The sequence below is a fragment of the Brevibacterium salitolerans genome, from assembly GCF_039531405.1.
Lineage (GTDB): Bacteria > Actinomycetota > Actinomycetes > Actinomycetales > Brevibacteriaceae > Brevibacterium > Brevibacterium salitolerans.
In genome coordinates this window covers 444,661-465,079 of the sequence record NZ_BAAAPZ010000002.1, presented here as the reverse complement: position 1 = coordinate 465,079, position 20,419 = coordinate 444,661, and the positions used below count along the sequence as shown (strand labels likewise).

At 71.6% G+C, this 20,419-nt stretch carries 18 protein-coding genes; 11 read left to right on the top strand and 7 right to left on the bottom strand.

The window, feature by feature from the left end; all coding sequences use genetic code 11:
- Positions 1-41: 41 nt before the first annotated feature.
- The 5 genes from acs (at position 42) to ABD240_RS03135 (ending at position 6,540) form a co-directional block, all read left to right on the top strand.
- Positions 42-2,141 (top strand): acetate--CoA ligase, encoded by a 2,100-nt coding sequence (gene acs, locus ABD240_RS03155; protein ID WP_344335055.1) that lies wholly within the window; start codon positions 42-44, stop codon positions 2,139-2,141.
- Entirely contained in the window at positions 2,134-3,477 is a 1,344-nt protein-coding gene (locus ABD240_RS03150) for an O-acetylhomoserine aminocarboxypropyltransferase/cysteine synthase family protein (protein ID WP_344335052.1), read from the top strand. The genes acs and ABD240_RS03150 overlap by 8 nt, the downstream gene beginning before the upstream one ends.
- Entirely contained in the window at positions 3,477-3,992 is a 516-nt protein-coding gene (locus ABD240_RS03145; RefSeq protein ID WP_291797640.1) for a CoA-binding protein, read from the top strand. The genes ABD240_RS03150 and ABD240_RS03145 overlap by 1 nt, the downstream gene beginning before the upstream one ends.
- A gap of 172 nt (positions 3,993-4,164) precedes the next feature.
- Positions 4,165-5,634, top strand: a complete 1,470-nt coding sequence (locus ABD240_RS03140) for a peptide MFS transporter (RefSeq protein ID WP_291797643.1) — start codon at positions 4,165-4,167, stop codon at positions 5,632-5,634.
- A 60-nt stretch (positions 5,635-5,694) separates the two neighbouring features.
- Positions 5,695-6,540 carry a DNA-formamidopyrimidine glycosylase family protein gene (locus ABD240_RS03135; protein ID WP_344335046.1) on the top strand — a complete coding sequence of 282 codons (846 nt, stop codon included), beginning with the start codon at positions 5,695-5,697 and terminating at the stop codon, positions 6,538-6,540.
- Here ABD240_RS03135 and ABD240_RS03130 read toward each other — a convergent pair.
- The 3 genes from ABD240_RS03130 to tpx form a co-directional block, all read right to left on the bottom strand.
- Entirely contained in the window at positions 6,533-7,930 is a 1,398-nt protein-coding gene (locus ABD240_RS03130; RefSeq protein WP_291797648.1) for a hypothetical protein, read from the bottom strand. The genes ABD240_RS03135 and ABD240_RS03130 overlap by 8 nt on opposite strands.
- A 173-nt stretch (positions 7,931-8,103) precedes the next feature.
- Positions 8,104-9,291, bottom strand: a complete 1,188-nt coding sequence (locus ABD240_RS03125; protein ID WP_291797651.1) for an SPFH domain-containing protein — start codon at positions 9,289-9,291, stop codon at positions 8,104-8,106.
- Positions 9,292-9,422: 131 nt separating this feature from the next.
- Positions 9,423-9,920: a thiol peroxidase gene (tpx, locus tag ABD240_RS03120; protein WP_344335041.1), complete on the bottom strand. Its 498-nt coding sequence runs from the start codon at positions 9,918-9,920 to the stop codon at positions 9,423-9,425.
- Between the two features lie 136 nt (positions 9,921-10,056).
- Between tpx and ABD240_RS03115 the strand changes: the two genes are divergently transcribed.
- Positions 10,057-10,875, top strand: coding sequence for a siderophore-interacting protein (locus ABD240_RS03115; protein ID WP_344335038.1), 819 nt, complete (start codon positions 10,057-10,059; stop codon positions 10,873-10,875).
- Between the two features lie 7 nt (positions 10,876-10,882).
- On the opposite strand, the gene ABD240_RS03110 is transcribed toward ABD240_RS03115, so the two are convergent.
- The 3 genes from ABD240_RS03110 to ABD240_RS03100 are packed head-to-tail and all read right to left on the bottom strand — an operon-like array spanning position 10,883 to position 15,251.
- Complete coding sequence (locus ABD240_RS03110) at positions 10,883-11,791, bottom strand: SDR family oxidoreductase (protein WP_291797659.1); 909 nt, start codon at positions 11,789-11,791, stop codon at positions 10,883-10,885.
- A 46-nt stretch (positions 11,792-11,837) separates the two neighbouring features.
- Positions 11,838-13,892: a CocE/NonD family hydrolase gene (locus ABD240_RS03105; protein WP_344335034.1), complete on the bottom strand. Its 2,055-nt coding sequence runs from the start codon at positions 13,890-13,892 to the stop codon at positions 11,838-11,840.
- Between the two features lie 42 nt (positions 13,893-13,934).
- Positions 13,935-15,251 (bottom strand): ATP-grasp domain-containing protein, encoded by a 1,317-nt coding sequence (locus ABD240_RS03100; RefSeq protein ID WP_344335031.1) that lies wholly within the window; start codon positions 15,249-15,251, stop codon positions 13,935-13,937.
- 232 nt (positions 15,252-15,483) lie between these two features.
- On the opposite strand from ABD240_RS03100, the gene ABD240_RS03095 reads away from it, so the two are divergent.
- Genes ABD240_RS03095 through ABD240_RS03075 form a run of 5 tightly spaced genes read left to right on the top strand, consistent with a single transcriptional unit; the run spans position 15,484 to position 19,310 of the window.
- Positions 15,484-15,972: a transporter substrate-binding domain-containing protein gene (locus tag ABD240_RS03095; protein WP_344335029.1), complete on the top strand. Its 489-nt coding sequence runs from the start codon at positions 15,484-15,486 to the stop codon at positions 15,970-15,972.
- Entirely contained in the window at positions 15,969-17,012 is a 1,044-nt protein-coding gene (locus ABD240_RS03090; protein WP_344335026.1) for a cation diffusion facilitator family transporter, read from the top strand. Before ABD240_RS03095 ends, ABD240_RS03090 begins: the two co-directional genes overlap by 4 nt.
- Positions 17,009-18,058 (top strand): iron-containing redox enzyme family protein, encoded by a 1,050-nt coding sequence (locus ABD240_RS03085; protein ID WP_344335023.1) that lies wholly within the window; start codon positions 17,009-17,011, stop codon positions 18,056-18,058. The genes ABD240_RS03090 and ABD240_RS03085 overlap by 4 nt, the downstream gene beginning before the upstream one ends.
- Positions 18,055-19,077, top strand: coding sequence for a glycosyltransferase (locus ABD240_RS03080; RefSeq protein WP_344335020.1), 1,023 nt, complete (start codon positions 18,055-18,057; stop codon positions 19,075-19,077). The genes ABD240_RS03085 and ABD240_RS03080 overlap by 4 nt, the downstream gene beginning before the upstream one ends.
- Complete coding sequence (locus tag ABD240_RS03075) at positions 19,074-19,310, top strand: CDGSH iron-sulfur domain-containing protein (protein ID WP_291797683.1); 237 nt, start codon at positions 19,074-19,076, stop codon at positions 19,308-19,310. The genes ABD240_RS03080 and ABD240_RS03075 overlap by 4 nt, the downstream gene beginning before the upstream one ends.
- A gap of 154 nt (positions 19,311-19,464) precedes the next feature.
- On the opposite strand, the gene ABD240_RS03070 is transcribed toward ABD240_RS03075, so the two are convergent.
- Positions 19,465-20,412, bottom strand: coding sequence for a glycosyltransferase family 9 protein (locus ABD240_RS03070; RefSeq protein WP_344335017.1), 948 nt, complete (start codon positions 20,410-20,412; stop codon positions 19,465-19,467).
- Positions 20,413-20,419: the final 7 nt, after the last annotated feature.

The following is a 20,419-nucleotide window of genomic DNA, read 5'->3' as shown; positions in this document are numbered from 1 at the left end:
TGTGACAGATCCGTGCCTCCCACGGGAGCGGACGCGGTTCCATGGGAGGCATGACTGCCCTCTCCCGGACCTCCGCTCCCGCCCGGACCCCCACCGCACAGACTGAGGCCGCACGCATCGCGTTCTGGGAGCGCCAGGCCTCCCGCCTCGCCTGGGACTCCCCCTGGCACACCGCCCACACCTTCGAGCGTCCGCGCGTGCTGGGCACGGCGGACGACGGCACGCCGGAGTACTCGGTCCCCCGCATCGAGTGGTTCTCGGGCGGCCGGCTCAACGCGGCGTACAACTGCGTGGACCGGCACGTGGAGGCGGGCCGGGGCGAGAAGCCGGCCCTGCTCTTCGAAGGCGAGCCCGGCGACCGCCGGACGCTGACCTATGCAGACCTCCAGGAGCAGGTCTCCCGCGCGGCGAATGCGCTCACCGCACTCGGCGTGGGACCGGGCGACCGCGTGGTCGTCTACCTGCCCGTGATCCCGGAGACCGTCGTCATCACGCTGGCGTGCGCGCGGATCGGCGCCGTGCACTCCCTCGTGTTCGGCGGCTTCAGCGCCGAGGCCCTGCGGTTCCGGGTCGAGGACACCGGCGCCAAGCTGCTCGTCACCTCTGACGGCCAGTTCCGCCGCGGGCGGGCCGTTCCAGTCAAGGACAACGCGGACGAGGCCGTCGCGGGTGAGAACGCGATCGAGCACGTGCTCGTCGTGCGCCGCACCGGCGACGAGATCGCCTGGACCCCGGGCCGTGACGTGTGGTGGCACGAGGCCCTCGAGGCGGCCTCGGCGGATCACGCGCCCCAGCCCTTCGACGCGGAGCACCCGCTCTTCATCATCTACACCTCCGGCACCACGGGCCGGCCCAAGGGACTCGTCCACACCACCGGCGGCTACCTCACGCAGACGGCGTACACGCACGCGCTCCTCTTCGACCTCGTCGAGAACGAGGAGGACGCGGTGAACGACCCCCGGCGCGTCGCCGAGGCCGTCCACTGGTGCACGGCAGACCTCGCCTGGGTCACCGCCCACACCTACGAGATCTACGGGCCGCTGCTCAACGGCGTCACCCAGGTGATCTACGAGGGCACCCCGCAGGTCCCGCACCCGGGCCGCCACTTCGAGATCATCGAGCGCTACGGCGTGACCACCTACTACACCGCGCCCACCCTCGTGCGCTCCCACATGGGCGCGTTCGGCTCACAGCCCGGCCCCGGTGAGCGCCCCGCGGACCGCTGGGACCTGAGCTCCGTGCGCCTCGTGGGCACTGTGGGCGAGTCCGTCAACCCGGAGGCCTGGAAGTGGCTGCGCCGGGAGGTGGGCGCGGGCACCGCCCCGGTCATCGACACCTGGTGGCAGTCGGAGACCGGCTCCTGCGTGATGTCCCCGCGCCCCCAGGATCCGTGCTGGCTGCCCGAGGCCGGCTCAGGTCCCGAGGCCGTCCCAGCGCCCAAGCCCGGGTGCGCCACCCGCGCCCTGCCGGGGCTCTCCGCCGCCGTGGTGGATGCGGACGGCTCCCCCACGCCGCCCGGCGAGCAGGGCCTGCTCGTCGTCGATGCGCTCGGACCGTCTGCCGCCCGTACGGTATGGGGCGACCCCCAGCGCTACCTGCACTCCTACTGGTCCGCCTTCGGGGAGCGCGGCTGGTTCCTCTCCGGGGACGGCGCCAGGCGGGATGCGGACGGGGACATCACGGTGCTGGGACGGGTGGACGACGTCATCAACGTCTCCGGTCACCGGCTCTCGACCATCGAGATCGAGTCCGCGCTCATCTCCCACCCGCACGTGGTGGAGGCCGGCACCGCTCCGGCCGCGGACCCGCTCACGGGCCACAGCGTGCTCGCCTTCGTCGTCCTCACCGACGAGGGCGCCGCACTGGAGCCGCGGGAGCTCGAGACGGAGCTCCACGCCCACGTCACCCGCCTCATCGGCCCCATCGCCAAGCCCCGGCACATCATCGTCGTGCCGGAGGTGCCCAAGACGCGGTCCGGCAAGATCATGAGACGCCTGCTCACGCAGCTGTTCGAGCACACTACGCTCGGTGACATCACATCCCTGCAGAACGCCCACGCGGTCGCGCAGATCGCGCAGATCGTGGGCCACCCGTCCGCCACCGCCGCGGCGGACACCGGAGGAGAGACCACAGATGACTGACCACGAGTTCGGGTTCCGCACCAGGGCCCTCCACGCCGGGGCCGTCCCGGACGCCGTGCACGGCGCCAGGGCCGTGCCGATCTACCAGTCCACGTCCTTCGTCTTCAAGGACGCCGACGATGCCGCCAACCTGTTCGCGCTGCAGAAGTATGGCAACATCTACTCCCGGATCGGCAACCCCACCGTCGCCGCGTTCGAGGAGCGGGTGGCGAGCCTGGAGGGCGGGATCGGCGCGGTGGCGACGGCCTCGGGCATGGCGGCGGAGTTCATCGTCTTCGCCGCCCTCGCCCAGGCGGGCGACCACATCGTCGCGTCCTCGCAGCTCTACGGCGGGACCGTCACGCAGCTGGACGTCACCCTGCGCCGCTTCGGCATCGAGACGACCTTCGTCGAGGGCACGGACCCGGAGGACTACCGGGCCGCCCTCCGCCCGGAGACCAAGGCCGTCTACACGGAGCTCATCGCCAACCCGTCCTCGGAGATCGCGGACCTCGAGGGCCTGGCCGCCGTCGCGCACTCCGTGGGGATCCCGCTCGTCGTCGACGCCACGCTCAACACCCCCTACCTGTGCCGGCCCATCGAGCACGGCGCAGACATCGTCATCCACTCCGCCACCAAGTTCCTGGGCGGCCACGGCACCACGCTGGGCGGCGTCGTCGTGGAGTCCGGGCGGTTCGACTGGGGCAACGGGAACTTCCCCCTCATGACGGAGCCGGTGCCCAGCTACAACGGCCTGTCCTGGTGGGACAACTTCGGGGAGTTCGGCTTCCTCACCCGGCTCCGCTCGGAGCAGCTGCGGGACATCGGCCCGTCCCTGCAGCCCCAGGCGGCCTGGCAGCTCATGCAGGGCGTCGAGACGCTCGCGCAGCGCCTCGAGGAGCACGTCGCCAATGCGCGCGCCGTGTCCGAGTGGCTGGAGGAGGACGCGCGGATCGCCTACGTCAACTACTCCGGCCTCGCCTCCCACCCGCACCATGCCCGCGCCGCCAAGTACCTGCCCGCAGGCCCCGGCTCCGTGTTCTCCTTCGGCCTCGCACCGGCAGGCGAGAAGGACGGCCGGACGGTGGGCGAGGAGTTCATCAGCGGACTCCAGCTCGCCTCCCACCTGGCCAATGTGGGCGACGCCCGCACCCTGGTGCTGCACCCCGCCTCGACCACCCATCAGCAGCTCACGGCGGAGCAGCTCGCCGCCGGCGGTGTGAAGGCGGACCTCATCCGCATCTCGGTGGGCCTCGAGGACATCGCGGACATCCTCTGGGACTTCGACCAGGCGCTCACCTCCGCCACCGCACGCACACACGACGGCAGCCCCGCACGGGCAGGGAAGGACGCATGATGGCAGAATCAGCCGGCACCTCCGCGGAGCAGCCCCGCACCTGGGTGGGCCCCACCGCGGGCCAGCGTCTGGACCTCCTGTGCAGGACGGAGTCCATCGCGATCGTGGGCGCCTCCGCCAAGCCCTCCCGCGCCTCGAACTTCGTGGCCACCTACCTGCTCTCCTCCTCGCCGTACCGCGTGTACTTCGTCAACCCGCGCGAGAAGGAGATCCTCGGCCACCCGGTCCACGCCTCCCTCGACGACCTCCCGGAGGTGCCGGACGTGGTCGACGCCTTCCGCAGGGACGAGGACCTGCCTGCGGTCGCTGAGGACGCCGTGCGCGTGGGCGCGAAGGCCCTCTGGCTGCAGCTGGGCTCCTGGAACGAGGAGGCGGCGGCGATCGCGGAGGCGGGCGGCCTCGAGGTGGTCATGGACCGCTGCCTCAAGATCGAGCACGCCCGCTTCCACGGGGGCCTCAACCTCGCCGGATTCAACACGGGAGTGATCTCCTCGAAGCGCCAGACTCTGGCCTGATCCCCGCGTGTGCGCCGGTCCTGAGGGACCGGCGCACACGTGTGTGACCCTTCTCTCTTTTCTCTGCCCAGTGGGCTGAACGTGCCCCAAATCTCAGCATGCAGGACTAGCCTGGCTCGCTGTGTCTCACCGCAGAACCCTGCGCTGAGCCTGTGTCGAGAGAAGGAAAGCCATGGCGACTGCCGTCCAGCAGACCGAGGACTACACGGAGGACCGCCGGTTCTTCGGCCATCCCCTCCCGTTGGCCCAGCTGTTCGGGCTCGAGATGTGGGAGCGCTTCTCCTACTACGGCATGACGGGCATCCTCGCCCTCTACCTGTACTTCAGCGTGAGCGAGGGCGGGGTCGGCCTCGCCCAGCCCACCGCACTCGCGATCGTGGGCGCCTACGGCGGCGCGGTGTTCCTCGCCACCGTGCTCGGCTCCTGGGTCGCGGACCGCCTGCTCGGTTCCGAGACCGTGCTCTTCTGGTCCGCAGTCGTCATCATGGCCGGCCACATCGCGCTGGCGCTGCTGCCGGGCCTCAGCGGCGTCGCCGTGGGCCTGGTGCTCGTGGCCCTGGGCTCCGGCGGCCTCAAGGCGACGGCCTCGGCCGTGGTCGGCAGCCTCTACTCGGAGCAGGACAGCAGGCGCGAGGCCGGCTTCTCCATCTTCTACATGGGCGTGAACATCGGCGCCCTGCTGGGACCGCTGCTCACCGGCCTGCTGCAGAAGACGATCGGCTTCCACATCGCCTTCGGCCTCGCAGCGCTCGGCATGGCGATCGGGCTGGGCATCTACCTCACCGGCCGGAAGAACCTGCCCTCCTCCGCAGGCTTCGCGGTGAACCCGCTCCCCCGCCGCCAGCTGTGGGTGCTGCCCGCCTCGCTGCTCGCCGTCATCGTCGTCGTGACAGTGCTCTGGACGAGCGGTCTCATGAACGGCGACAACCTCGCCACCTGGACCGTGTGCGTCTCCGCCGGCGCGGCCGTCGCCTACTTCACCGTGATCCTCCGGTCCCGGCAGACCACCGCCGTGGAGAAGTCCCGCACGCTCGCGTTCATCCCCTACTTCATCGCGTCCGCGGCGTTCTGGTCCCTGTACCAGCAGATCTTCAACGTCATGACGGCGTACTCGGAGACCCAGATGAACCGCACCATCCTGGGGTGGGAGTTCCCCATCAACTGGATCCAGCTGATCCCGCCGATCTTCGTCATTGCACTGGCCCCCGTCGCCTCCGCGATCTGGCTGAAGCTCGGCGACCGCCAGCCCTCGTCCTACGTGAAGGCCGGCATCTCGCTGGCGATCATCGGCGGCGCCTACCTGCTGTTCCTCCCCTACGCGCATGCGGAGTCCAATGCCACACCGCTGCTCTGGGTGGTGCTCATCATGGCGCTCTTCGTCGTGGCGGAGCTGCTGCTCTCCCCCATCGGCCTCTCGCTGTCCACGCGGCTCGCACCCAAGGCCTTCACCTCGCAGATGATCGCCCTGTTCTACCTGTCCTCCGGCGTGGGCACCGCGCTCTCCGGCGTGTTCTCCACGTACTACGACGCCCACAACCAGGCGCCGTACTGGACGACGCTGGGTCTGGCCTCGATCGTCCTGGGCGCCGTCGTCCTCGCCGTGGCCAAGCCCTTCACGCGGCTCATGCGCGGCGTGCGCTGAGCGGAGTCCTCTGGAAGCCGGCTCTTCCCGCGCCCGCGCCGGTGGGCGCATACTGAGCAGATGCCGGAACTGCCAGAGATCGACGCCCTCGCCGCGTTCCTCCGCACCCGCCTGATCGGTGACGCCGCTGCCGCCGTGCAGCTGGCGGAGCTCAGCCTGCTGGGGACGGTGGATCCGCCGCTCGAGGCGCTGCTCGGCCTCGAGTTCACCGGGGTCTCCCGGAGGGGCAAGGCCCTCGTCCTCGAGGCGGACGGGCTCTTCCTCGTCTGCAGGTTCGCCCGCGCCGGCTGGCTCGCCTGGCACGAGTCCGTGCCGGCGGGGCCGGTGCGGATGGGCCGCGGCCCCCTGGGGATGCGTCTGGAGCTGGCCTCGGGGGCCGGCTTCGATCTGCGTGAGGCGGGCACGAAGAAGAACGCTTCCGTCGCCCTGGTCCGTGATCCCGCCGAGGTGCCCGCACTGGCCCGGCTCGGTCCCGATGCGCTCGCGATCTCCCCTGAGGACTTCGCCGCGGCGCTGAGCTCCTCCCGAGGCCGGATCAAGACCGTGCTGGAGGACCAGTCCGTGCTGGCCGGGATCGGCAACGCCTACTCCGACGAGATCCTCCACACCGCGGGGGTCTCCCCCTTCGCCCCGGCCCACGGCGTCGATGCCGCCGCACTCCACACCGTGATGCGGACCGTGCTCACACAGGCGCAGGAGGCACTGGCAGGGCTGCCGCCGGACAGGGTCAAGGCCGCCAAGAAGCGCGGTCTGCGGGTGCACGGCCGCACGGGACAGCCGTGCCCGGTCTGCGGCACGGCCGTCGCCGAGGTCTCGTTCGCGGACCGCTCCCTCCAGTACTGCCCGGGCTGTCAGACCGGAGGCCGGAAGCTCAGCGACCGGCGGATGGACCGGCTGCTCAAGTAGCCCGGCGCACCCGGCTGCTCACCACTGCCGCCGCGCCCACGGCGAGCAGCGCCGCAGCGGCTCCCAGCGGTGCGGCGAGCTCCGTGCCCGTGCGCGGCAGGGACTCGACGTCGTGCGCGCGCGGGGCGGCCTCGGCGGTCGGCGCGACTGCGGGCTGCACAGCCGGCTGCGTCGGAGCGTCCGTCCTCCCCCCGCCCGGGGTCTTCCCACCCTCGTTCGGAGCCCCGCTGCCCGGATCCTCCGTCTGTTCGGCCCTGTGCTCCACATCGAAGACATCGCCGTCATCGGTGGAGGACATCAGGAAGTAGTCGCCTTCGAACGGGGTGAGGAGGACGTGCGTTCCCATCTCGACCTCCTCGCGAAGGATGAGCTCGGAGAGAGCAGCCTCCTCCGGAACGGCGTCCGCCTGCACCGAGGCCTTCGCAGCGTTGGCCTCCTCCGTCCCGGCCTCCGCAGCGGTGCGCAGCTGCGACAGCGCGTCCAGGACCGCCGCCGTGGCTTCCGCCTGCTCTGCCCCCGGCCCTGCCGATGCCGGTCCGATCCTCTCGGCGACCTCGGCGGCCCAGGCAACATCGCCCTGCGACTCCTCGTCCCAGTCGTCCTCGTCCTCCCACTCCTCCCAGTCGTCCTCGTCCCAGGGGACGACGAAGCTCTCGAACCGCGTGCTCGGGGACACCGTGCCGCTCACCGTCGAACCGTCCGCCTCCGCGATCGCCATCTCGCCCGCCGGCAGCCAGAAGACATCGGCGTCCTCCGCGAGTTCGTAGAACACCGCCGTGTGCTCGATGGACGTCATGGGCGCGAGTTCCGTGGGATGGAGCTCACCCGCGAGCTGCAGGCCCGAGGCGGCGACCTCCCTGTCGAGCACCGTGGCCGCCATCGTCGGCGTCCATTCCGGCAGGGTGTCCCAGCCCGTGTCCACAAAAGTGCTGGTCGCCTCGGCGTCCCCTACGCGCACGGTGATCTGCGCGCCGTCCTCCAGCGGCTCGTCCAGGTACACGGAGAGCCAGATGTCGGTCGGCTCGCCGCGGGTGAAGAAGGCCTCGTCCAGCTCCTCGGCGTCCTCCTCGTCGATGTCGTCGAGATGGCACCAGGTGCAGAGATCCAGATCACGGTGGTTCGCCGGCTCCGCGGTCCGCAGCACCTCGCGTCCGTCTACGGTGATGACGACCGTGTCGGCGGGCGTCATCGCGGAGACCAGGAGCTCGAGCGTGTCACCGGGCCCGGTGTAGTCCCCGTCGTCGGGCACCTCGTCGAAGAACTCGACCCGCTCCGCGGCGGAGGCGGGCGCGGCTGCGAGTGCCGGCGCCGCCCCCAGCGCGACTGCGGCGGACAGGGCGAGGAGACGTGAACGGCCGCGGCGTGCGGGCAGGGAGGAGCCAGGTGACATGGGAGATGCCTTTCGCGAAGCGGAGCGCTCAGCGATGAGCCGCGGACCGCAGGGGAACAGACCGGAACTCCGTGTTCCGGCTCACCGAGCATAGTACGGCTCGGGCCCGTGGGACGACTGCGGCCGCGTCCCGGAGGGGGACGCGGCCGCAGAGGTGGGGAGGGCGTATCAGCTCACTGCGGAGTGTGGGGAGGCTGCGGCGGGATGCCGCCCTGATTCTGTGCCCACTGCTGTGCCCGGGCGGCGAGGTTCGCCGCGCGCTGGCCCACCGAGCCCGCCGCGCTGGCCGCCTGCGAGGCCTGGGACGCGGCACGCTGACGCTGCTCCTCCGCGAGCCGGCGGTCCTGGTCCGCCTTCTGCTCCGCGGCGCGGCGCTGGCGGCGGGACTCGTTCTCCGCCGCGGCCCTCCGGTCCACCTCGGCGTTCGCGGAGCCGTGCTCGTTCGCCTGGGCGGAGAAGAGGGAGTTCCGGATCTCGCTGGCCATGTCTCCCAGACCACCGGGGTTGGACGGCATGAAGAGCACGTTCGACCGGCCGGAGCGGGAGACCTCCTGCATGGTGTCGAAGTACTGCGTCATCATGAGCAGCTGCTCCGCGGACTCGCTGATGCCCACCTCGCGCAGGCGCTCGTACTGGTCCGCGATGCCGTCGGCGATCGCCTTGCGCTGGGCGGCGACGCCCTCACCGTGGAGGCGCATGGCCTCGGCGTCCGCCTCCGCCTGCGTGACGCGCTTGATCTTGTCCGCCTCCGCCAGCGACTGGGCGGCGACGCGGTCGCGCTGGGCGGCGTTGATCGAGTTCATGGAGTCGCGGACGCGGGCGTCCGGGGAGATGTCCGTGACCAGCGTGTTGACGATCCGGAAGCCGTAGGCCGCCATCGACTGCGACAGGCGCTGCTCCACGTTGTGGGCGATGTCGTCCTTCGACTCGAAGGCGGAGTCGAGGGTGAGGGAGGACAGCGCCGAACGCACCGTGTCGAACACGTACGAGCGGATCTGCTCCTCCGGGTTCGCCAGCCGGTAGTAGGCGTCCACCACGCTGTCCTCGTTGACCACGTACTGCACGGCCACGGGCACGTTGACGAACACGTTGTCCTTGGTCTTGGACTCGATGTCGACGCCCAGCTGCTGCACGCGCAGGGAGATGGGGCGCGTCGTGGTCTCCACGAACGGGACCTTCGTGTTGAGACCGGGGCGGGCGACCTTCTTGAACTTGCCGAACCGCTCGACGATCACGTTCTCCTGCGTCTTCACGGTGAAGAACACGGAGGTGCGCAGTCCGCTGAACAGCAGGACCGCCAGCACCAGGACGACGACGATGAGGACGACCGCGCCGATCCCCAGTCCGAGGATGGCTTCCATGACAGTGCTCCTTTGCGAGGGGACAGGTGCTCACACGGCTCGCGCTGCCACTGCGCGAGGAGGCATGCGTCCAGCGTAGCCGAGTGCGGCCCGCGGACCGGGGCCCACGGGCCGCACGGACGGAGCGGGTCTCAGGAGAGGACGGCCACCGCGGCGTCGTACTCCGGCTCCTGGCCGATCTCCGGGACCAGCTGCGAGTGGAGGACCGTGCCGTCCGCGTCCAGCACGACGACGGCGCGTCCCAGCAGACCGGCCATGGGGCCGTCGACGAGCTGGATGCCGTAGTCCTCACCGAACTGCGAACGGAACGCCGAGGCGGCGGTGACGTTCTCGATCCCCTCCGCACCGCAGAAGCGGGCCTGAGCGAAGGGAAGGTCCTTCGACACGCACACCACAGCGGTGTTCTCCAGTGAGGCGGCGAGCTCGTTGAACTTCCTCACACTCGCCGCGCACACCCCCGTGTCCACGCTGGGGAAGATGTTGAGGACGACCCGCTTGCCGGCGAAGTCCTCGCCCGTGACGTCGGAGAGGTCCTGCCCGGTGAGGCGGAAGGCCGGGGCCTTCTCACCCTCGGCGGGGAGAGAGCCTGCGGTGTGGATGGGATTGCCCTTGAACGTGATTTCAGCCATGCCCTCATCCTTGTGCATCGACCGCCTGCTGAGCAAGGGCGCAGGGCCCTTAGGCATGCCTAAGGGCGTGGTCTAGGGTGGAGGCAGAACCGGGGCCCCGCGCCCCTCCCCGCCGTCGAAGGATCCTGTGTCACTCATGGCAGCACCGCAGCGCCCTCCCCGTCCTCAGCACGTCATGGAAGTCGTCTCCCGCGAGCGCATCAGCCCCTCCCTCGTGAGGCTGGTCGTGGGAGGCGAGGGCTTCTCCACGTTCACCCCCTCGCAGAGCACCGACGCCTATGTGAAGATCGTGTTCGCCAAGCCGGAGCTGGGGCTCACTCCCCCGTACGACCTCGCCGCCCTGCGCGAGACCCTGCCGGCGGACGACATCCCGGTGACCCGCACCTACACGGTGCGCAGCGTGGACCCGGCGGCCCGCACGCTGACCCTCGACTTCGTGGTCCACGGGGACGAGGGCCTCGCCGCGCCGTGGGCCCGCGACGCCCGGCCCGGGGATCCCATCGTGTTCATGGGACCCGGCGGCGCCTACGCGCCGGATCCCGGGGCGGACTGGCACCTGCTCGCCGGCGACGCCTCGGCCATGCCCGCCGTCGCCGCCGCACTCGAGGCCATGCCCGCCAATGCGCGGGGCTTCGCCGTCCTCGTCGTCGACCACCCGGACGACTGCCTCGACCTCACGCACCCGGCGGGGATCGAACTCGTCTGGGCGGTGGGCGCGGAGGCCGGAGCGGCCACGGACCTCCTCGCTGAGACGATGGCGAGCCGCCCCTGGCCGGAGGGCCGCGTGCAGGTGTTCGCCCACGGCGAGCGCGAGTCGATCAAGAAGGTCCGCGCCCTGCTCAAGGAGCGCGAGATCCCCCGGGAGCAGATCTCGATCTCCGGCTACTGGGCGTACGGGCGGAACGAGGACCGCTTCCAGTCGGAGAAGCGCACGGACATCGGCAGGATCGACTGACGCGCCCTCACGGCATGGGCGTGCCCCCGTTGACGTGCAGAGTCTCCCCGAGCACGTAGCTGGACTCCGGAGAGGTGAGGAAGACGTAGGCCGGTGCGAGCTCGGTGGGCTGGCCCGCCCTCCCCAGCGGCGTGTTCTTCCCGAAGTGCGGCAGAGCCTCCTTGGGCTGGCCGTCAGAGACCTGCAGCGGCGTCCAGATGGGCCCCGGCGCCACTGCGTTCACCCTGATGCCCCGCGGTGCGAGCTGCTGGGCGAGCCCCTTGGTGAAGGTGTTGATCGCTGCCTTGGTCGAGGCGTAGTCGAGCAGGTGCGGCGAGGGCTGGTAGGCCTGGACCGAGGTGGTGCTGACGATGGTCGACCCCGCCTCGAGGTGCGGAAGCGCGGCACGCGTAACCCGGTAGATCGCCCGGATGTTCGTGTCGAAGGTGTGCTGCCACTGCTCGTCGCCCAGATCCGCGAGGTCCTCGACGGCGATCTGCCGGCCCGCGTTGTTCACGAGCGCGTCCAGACCGCCCAGCTCCCGCACCGCTCCCCGCACCAGCTCCTCGCAGTACACCGGGTCGGAGAGATCGCCGGGGAACAGGAACGCCTTCCGCCCCGCCCCCTCGACGACCTTCCGGATGTCCTCGGCGTCCGCCTCCTCCGCGGGGAGGTAGGACAGCGCCACGTCCGCGCCCTCACGGGCGAAGGCGATCGCGATCGCGGCGCCGATCCCGGAGTCCGCACCGGTGATGAGCGCACGGCGGCCCTCCAGGCGGCCGGTGCCGCGGTAGGAGTCGTGGCCGCGGTCCGTCTGCGGCACGAGCTCCCTGTCGAGACCGGGCTCGGGCTGGTCCTGCACGGGCGGCGTGATGTCCGGGAACCGGGTGACCGGATCCTGGAAGGTCAGCTGGTCGTTCCCTGCTGCGTGGGTCATCGTCCTGTCCTCTCCTCTGCATGCGTCGTCTTCTGCTGCTGCGCCCTCAGACGAGGTCGCGGGGTATCTCGCGCTGCCAGTTCTGCGAGTGGACCCTCCTCCCTCCCCTCTCCGGGTCGATCTCGTAGGCGTCGAGCTCGGCGGAGATCCGGAACTCCTCCCGGGTCGAGGTGAGCACCGTGCGGGTGATCACCTCGACCCTCCAGTCGCCTCGCTCCAGGCGGCGCACGGTGCGCGTCTCGCCCCGCACGGAGTCGACATCGTTCCACCGGAAGCTGAACCACTCGTCGGTCGCGCGCCGCACGAGGGTGCCGGTCTCCTCGATGAGGAAGGCACCCTGGTCGTTGATGATCTCCAGCGTCGAGACGTCCGTGGCGAGGTCGCGGATGACGCGCCACTGGTGGTCGCCGGGCGAGAGCCGTTCCACCGCCAGCTCCTCCGCGGCCTCGGGCGGCCCGAACGCGCGCAGCCCCGCGTCCTCACGGCGGGGCTCCCGCACCGGCAGGTGCAGGCGGCTCGCCCCCGTCGTCACGGTCAGCGCGGCGGTCTCCGGAGGCGGCCAGGCGAGCGGCCAGTACGAGGAGGAGAGCGAGAGCCGGATGCGGTGCCCGGCCGGGAAGTGCTGTGCGACCCCGTTGAGCGGCACGCGCACGCGGTACCGGCGGCCGGGCTCCAGCCGCTCCGGGCACGCGCTGCCGCCGCGGTGGGTGAGGTTGAGGACCCCGTAGGTCACGCGGGTCGCCTCACCGTCCGGATTCACGTCGGACAGGCGCGCCACCAGCATCGCCACCGGCCTGTCCGCGGCGACCTCGACGTCCAGCTCCGCCAGGCCGCAGACCTCGACCGCCCGCTCGAGCGGGCGCGTCTCATAGACGAGCGCGCCGCCGTCCTCCTCGCGCTGGTCGAACGGCAGATCCGGGGTCGCGGCGTAGGAGGCCCACTTCCCCGCGAACAGACCCACGCTCAGCGGTGAGCGGACGGTGGCCTCCGCCCGCTCCCGCTCCGCCGCCTCGGCCTCCGGGGATCCCGGTGCCACCAGATGGTGCCCGGCGAGCACGAGCTCCCGGTCCTCCAGCTCCAGGGAGGGCCAGACGTCCTCGGCGATCCAGCGACCCGGCCGCTCGCGGTAGGAGGCCTGCGGCGGCACGCTGTCCTGCATCCACAGCCGCATCATCGGCTCGTCCATGAGACCGGTGTCGTGCCCCTTGAGCCAGTGGTCCCACCACCGCACGACCTCCTGGAGGAAGCCGATGGCCGGACCGGGCACACCCAGGTGCGGGTACTTGTGCCCCCACGGTCCGATGAGCGCCCGGCGGGGGACCTCGAGGTGCTCCATGAGGCGGAAGATCGCGTTCGTGTAGCCGTCCGCCCAGCCGCCCACGGCCATGACGGGGCAGCCGACCGCGCCGTAGTCCTCGCTCACCGAAGCCGGCTTCCAGTAGTCGTCGCGCCGCTGGTGCTCCAGCCAGGTCTCCAGCCAGAGACCGCTGCCCCGCAGCCGCTCGAACCACATGTCCCGCCAGCGCTCCCCCACGATCGCGGGGTCCGGCGGGAGGCTGTTGAAGGCGAACATCACAGTGGCCTCGGACAGGTTGTCCGCGAGCAGCGCGCCTCCCATGTAATGCATGTTGTCGACGTAGAGATCGTCCGTGGCTGAGGCGCTGATGACCGCCTTGAGCGCCGGCGGACGGCGTGCGGCGAGCTGGAGGCTGTTGAAGCCGCCCCAGGAGATGCCCATCATCCCCACGTTCCCGTCGCACCACGGCTGAGCGGCGAGCCAGGCGATGACGTCCTCGGCGTCCTCCTGCTCCTGCGGGCGGTACTCGTCCACGAGGACGCCCTCGGAGTCGCCGCTGCCGCGCATGTCCACCCGCGCGCAGACGTAGCCGTGGCCGGCGATGTAGGGGTGGTTGAGCGCGTCCCTCCCCCGGGTGCTGTCCCGCTTCCGGTACGGGATGTACTCGAGGACGGCGGGCTGGGGCCGGCGCTCGGCGGACTCCGGCATCCAGAGCCGCGCCGCGAGGCGGGCGCCGTCCCGCATGGGGATGAAGACGTTCTCGATCTCCCGGACCTCGTGCGGGAAGTCTGTCACTGTCTGCATGGCGTGCGGATCTCCCTTCGTCGTTCTGAGGCGGAGGAGCCCTCAGGCCGCGCCGGCCCGCGTCCCCTCCTGCGGCACGGGGTCGAAGCCGTACGGCAGCCTCCCCGCGATCTCGCGGTGCAGGCGGTCCAGCTCCTCGTGGCTGTCCGCCCCGATGAAGAACTTCGCGACGACGTACCGGTAGCTGTCCTGCGAGGGCAGCTCCGAGAGCCTGTCGCCCTCCGCCACCTGCGAGGTGAGGACGAGGTCCGGATACGCCTCGCGCAGCCGTGCGAGCTCCTCCGCGTCCGGCACATGGGTGACGACGGCGTCCTCGTCGTGGAAGACCATGCACTGACCGGCGACGGCGAACGGCCCCTCGCCGGTGCGCGGACGGGGCCGCCGCCCCAGCGCCACGTCGATGGCGACCTCGTGATTGGACGCCCCGTCGACCTTGACGAAGAGCTCGCTGTGGGACTGGCTGATGCGCGTGTTGACCTCCACGAGCCAGAGACCGTCCGTCTCGGCGTCCCACATGAACTCCGCGTTGAAGCAGCCGTCGTCGAACCCGATGTGCGCCAGGAACCGCCCCGTGAGGTCGATCATGCGCCGCTGCACGTGCTCAGGCACCCCGCCGGCGGGGTAGTCGAGACGGTCGAAGCTCGTGCCCGCCTCGTCCTTGTGCATGTCGAAGAAGCCGTGCACGCCGTACTCCCCGCGGAACACGGAGCCCTCGGGCGCGCACTGCGTGCCCGTCACGAACTGCTCCGCGAGGCAGGTGTTGCCGTCCGCGGAGGTGATCTCCGGCGGCAGTTCGACCCGGGAGAGCACCTCGTTGAACGCGTCCCCGATGTCCCCGATCTCCGCCCGGATCTCCGCCTGCGCACGGCGGAAGCCCTCCGCGTCCTCGATCTTGAAGCCGAGGTTCGACGAGTGCGCCTTCACCGGCTTCACCCAGAACGGATAGTCGAGGCCGATGGAGTCCAGCGCAGCGTCGTCGAAGGGATCGAAGGCCGCGAAGGCCGGCACGCACTCCGGTATGCTCCGCTGCTGCTCGAGCCTGCTCCAGTACTTGTGCTCGCACTTCAGGAGGCTCGTGAGGGAAGGCGCGGGCAGGCCCCTCTCGGCCGCCAGGAGCGGAGCCAGGAGGCTCACGGGGAAGTCCCAGTGCGCGATGATCGCGTCGACCGTGCCCGGGAAGGCGTCCAGCTCCGCTCGCGCCGCGTCGAGGAGCGAGGAGAAGTCGATCGCGTGCACGTCGACGAGCCGTTCCCGGTCGAGGAGGCCGTGGAACGCGAAGCCCTCGGCACCGCGGACGGTCTCCAGCTCTCTGCGCTGCTCGTCCGTGAGCGCCAGGACGAAGATGTTCGGTGAAGCCACACCACTCTCGCTTTCCACGCATGTGCCCGCGGGCACTCCGGAATCCTGAACTGTGACAAGTCACCTTGCTCTTTGAACCGTATGCGGAATGACGCGAGCACACAATGCCCCCTGACGCCGCAGGCCCACCGGGCAGTGATCTCACAGCGGGTCGCCAGCGACCGCTGAGCCCCGCGGAAATCCCCGCTCGCACCCCGGTGACATAATCAAGTTCGCTTGTCAGAATCAGAGCATGATCGGACAGCGCACGCTCGCAGTGGTCCTCGCCGCCCTCGGCACCGCCGGGTGCTCCGTGCCCGCGGATCCCGAGGGCACCCTCGACCGCGCACGGCACGGCGAGCTGGTGGTGGGCGTCTCCCACAGCCCGCCCTGGACAGACGCCCGCGGCTCCGCGCCCACCGGTACGGAGCCGGAGCTCGTGCGGAGCTTCGCAGACTCCCTGGACGCCGAGGTCGACTGGGAGGTCGCGGGTGAGGAGCGGCTCATGACCCTCCTCGAGGAGGGGGACCTGGACCTCGTCGTCGGAGGACTGACGACGGATTCCCCGTGGACCTCCGAGGCCGCGCTCACCACGGACTACACGACCACCCCCGGCAGCGACGGCGGGAAGGACAGGCACGTGATGGCCGTGCGCATGGGCGAGAACGCCCTGCAGACCGAGCTCGAACGCCACCTGCTCTCGCCCGAGGTGCAGGAGCGGCTGCGGGAGCCGGCGCCGTGAGCGCGCGGTTCGGGCACACCCAGCTGCCCGAGGAGCAGGCGCGGGCGCTGCGGCGCGCCGTCCGGCTGGAACGGGTGAGCATCGGCATGACGCTCATGACCATGACGCTCGTGCTCCTCGTCGCGGGCAGCTCCCAGGCGATGAAGGCGGCATGGATCGAGGACTCCCTCGCACTCCTCCCTCCGCTGGCCTTCCTCGTCGCGGTGCGCTTCATCCGTCGCCGGCCGACTCCCCGCCGCCCCTACGGCTGGCACCGTTCGATCGGCGTCGCCCACCTCGTCTCCGCGGTGGCGCTGCTGACGATGGGCGGATACCTGCTCATCGACTCGGGCATCGGCCTGGCCCGGGGCGAGCGCCCGCCCATCGGCGTGCTCGAGGTGGGCGGCCTCCTGCTCTGGCAGGGCTGGCTCATGCTCGCCGTCATGGTCCTGGTCATCATCCCGCCGGTGGTCCTCGGCCGACTCAAGCTGCGGCTCGCCCCGCTGCTGCACGACAAGGTGCTGTACGCGGACGCGCAGATGAACAAGGCGGACTGGACCTCCTCGCTCGCGACAATCGTGGGGGTCGCGGGGATCGGCGTGGGCCTGTGGTGGATGGACGCGGCCGCGGCGATCGCCGTCTCGCTGAGCATCCTCCGCGACGGCTGGACCAACCTGCGCGACTCCCTCCGGGATCTCATGGACTCCCGCGCCACGCAGTACGACGGGGAGGATCCGGATCCCCTCGTGGGCGAGGTCCGCGCGACCCTGCTCGCCGCGGACTGGGTGGCCGAGGCCGACTGCCGCATCCGCGATCAGGGCCACGTCCTGCACGTCGAGGCCTTCGTCGTCCCGGAGGACGCCTCGCTGCCGCCGCTGGAACGCGTCACGGAGCTGCGCGAGCGGTGCATCGGCCTCGACTGGCGGATCCAGGACCTCGTCCTCTCCGTCGTCGAGGCGCTGCCGGAGGAGCTCCTGCCCCAACTGAGCACACAGGCGCGGAGCCTCGGCCCCGCGGACGCCGCTTACACTCACCACCACTCTCCTCAGGAGGATTCGTGAACACCCAGCCGCTCTCCCGCCCCTCCGACCGCCCACCGCTCCCACGGGGTCCGCTCAGCGCCGCGCTCCTGCGGCTGCTGTCCTCGCCCGAGCCCCCTCCGGGGCCGGACGGCCTGTGCGCCACCGCCCGCGACGCCGTCGAGGCCGCCGAGGAGGTTCTCGCCGACGAGGACCTCCAGCTCTCGCTGTTCCTCCTCTACCAGCTCCACTACGGCCCGGAGGACTACGTCGCCGGGGAGTGGGAATGGGACCCGGGGCTCCTGCGGACGCGGCTGCTCCTCGAGCGCGCACACGAATCGGCGCTGCGCGCACGGGTCCCGCTCCCCGGCGACGCCCCCGCCGACGGCGAGGGCCTCGCCGATCTGCTCTTCGCGATGACGGCCGACGCGGCCCGCCCCGCACTCGCCACCTGGTTCGCCCGCCACGCGGACCCGGGACAGCTCGGCGAGTTCCTCGTCCACCGCTCGCTCTACACGCTCCGGGAGGCGGATCCGCACAGCTGGGCGATCCCGCGCCTGCGAGGGAGGGCGAAGGCGGCACTCGTGGAGATCCAGGCGGACGAGTACGGCGGCGGACGGCCGGAGCGCGTGCACGCGGAGATCTTCGCCCGGACCATGCGCGGGTTCGGTCTGGACAGCCGGCCGGAGGCCTACCTCGACCTCATCCCGGCCACGACGCTGCTGCCGATGAACACCATGAGCCTCTTCGGCCTGCACCGGAGGCTCCGCGGGGCGATCGTGGGACATCTCGCCGCCTTCGAGATGACCTCGTCGATCCCCAACCGCCTCTACTCGCGCGCCTTCGGCCGGTGGGGCTGGGGTGCGGAGGTCCGGGAGTACTTCGACGAGCACGTGGAGGCCGACGCCGTGCACGAGCAGATCGCGGCGCGGGACCTCGCCGGCGGGCTCGCGGATGCGGAGCCCGCCCTCGTCCCCGAGATCGTCTTCGGCGCCGCGGCGTGCCTGTACGCGGACGAGCAGGCGGGCGCGCACATGCTCGCGGCGTGGAAGGCCGGGGCCTGCTCCCTCCGGAGCGTCGGACCGTGAGCGCCCCGGCCGACTATCTCCTCCCCCTGCGCTGGCAGGCGGGCGAGCAGCACGGGGAGGCCCTCGCGGACCTCGTCGGCTATCTCTCGGGGCTGCCCGGCGACGTGCGCGTCACCGTCGTCGACGGCTCGCCGCCGGGTCTCCGCGCGCTCCACGCGGCGGCGCTGCCCGCGCACGTGCGGCACCTGCCGGCCGCACAGGTCCCCGCCGCCAACGGCAAGGTGATCGGCGTGCTCACCGCGCTCCCCCGCCTCACCCGGCGGGCGCTCGTCATCGCGGACGACGACGTGCGCTACACCGAGGAGGGCCTCGGCGAGGTCCTGCGGCGCCTGGACCGCGCGGACATGATCGTCCCGCAGAACGTCTTCACGACCGCGGACGGGTCGCCCCTGCCGTGGCACGCCCGGTGGGACACGGCCCGCTCACTGCTCAACCGCGCGTTCGGCACCGACTACCCCGGGACCCTGGCCGTGCGGCGGGAGCTCCTCGACGGCGGCTACGATCCGCACGTCCTGTTCGAGAACCTCGAGCTCATCCGCACCGTCCGCGCACGCGGAGGCAGGGTCGAATGCGGCCGCGACGTGTACGTCCCCCGGCGCCCGCCCACGGTCCGGCGATTCTGGGAGCAGCGGGTCCGCCAGGCGTACGACAGCCGCGCGCAGCCCGTGCGCCGGGCGGCCGAGCTGCTGCTGGTCCCGCTCGTCCTCCTCGCACTGCGGCGGCCGCCCCTGCTGCTCTGCTGCGCGCTCGGGGCGATCGCACTCGCGGAATGCGGGCGACGGCGGGACGGCGGCGCGTCCGCCTTCCCCGCCGGCAGCGCGCTGTGGGCACCCGTCTGGCTGCTCGAGAGGGGCGTCTGCGCCTGGATCGCCCTCGCCGCAGGGATGCGGGGCGGGATCGGCTATCGCGGCTCGCGCCTGCACATCGCCGCACATTCCGAGGGATGGCTGCGGCGGAGGGAGCGCGGGTACTGCGACGAGGACGCATGGAAACCCGCACACGAGGAGGAGCAGGCATGAGCGGCACACACACGGACGGCGGCGGAGATCCCGTGGTCATCACCCCCTGCCCGGACGGCCCGCTGCTGGTCCGGGGCGACTTCGCGCTCGCACCGGCCCCGGGAGCCGCGCCCGAGGCCGCGCGCCGGAACGTGACCGCGCTCTGCCGCTGCGGCATGACAGGGATCCCTCCGCTCTGCGACGGCTCGCACAAGCTCAGCGGGTTCCGCACTCCCCGGAGCGAACCGGACTGAGGCCGGCCGCTCTCAGCCTCCTCGCGGCCTCCGCTCACGGCACTCCATGCCGCTGACCTCAACTTCTAACACAAGGCCCCTTGTGTTTTTGAAGCAGGAGCGCTCCAATGGGGACATGAGCACCCCACAGGTTCGGACCTCCGTCCCCACCCCCTCAGCGCAGCAGCGCACGGGCCTCGCGCAGCACCTCGGCGGCACCCACCGCGAGGAGCGCGGGGTCCGGGTCCGCGGCGAAGACCTCGCCCCGGCGCAGCCGCGCATCGGTGAGCACCCGGTGCGGTCCGGCGGGCGGTCCCCAGCGCTCCGGCGCCGCCGGGCCGAACAGCACGACGGAGGGGCGGGCGAAGGCGCTGGCGAGATGCGCGGCACCCGTGTCGGCGGAGACCACGAGGGAGCAGCCGGCGATGAGCGCGCACAGCTCGCGCAGACTCAGCACACCGGCGAGGGAGCGCACCGCACCGCCGTCGTCTCCCCCGCCGGCCAGCCGCACGACCGCCTCCGCCCGCGCCCGCTCCCGGTCGTCGCCCGTCACCCGCACCCGCAGCCCGTCCTGCGCGAGTCCGCGCACCACCTCCGCGAACCGTTCGACCGGCCACTGCCTGCTGCCGTGGGATGCGCCCACGTGGACGACGGCGCAGCCGGCTCCCCCGCCGCGGGCGCCGGTGTCGAGCGCCTCGGCCCGCAGCCGCAGCTCGGCGGGGTCGCCGGGGATGCCGTGCCAGGCGAGCAGGCGCACCCAGCGCTCGCGCTCGTGGAGCGCCTCGGTCCAGACGGGGCCGTCCCACCCCGGCGCCCGGTGCCCGATGCGGCGCGGGGACCCGAGCTCCTCGAGACGGCCTCGGCTCTCCGGCCCTCCCCCGTGGAGGTTGACCGCGACCTCCACGGAGCCGGCGGCCGGGAGCAGCGGCTCCTCCAGCCCGGCCACCGGCAGGTGCGCGTCCACGCCGCCGATCAGTTCGACGACCGGGGCCAGCCAGGCGGGGCAGGCGAGCACCAGCCGGTGGTCCGGGAAGCCTCGGCGCAGCGCCCGGAGGGCGGGCACCGCCACGAGCAGATCGCCGAGCTTGAGGGCGCGCAGTGCGAGCACTGTGGGCTGAGCCATCCTGGTC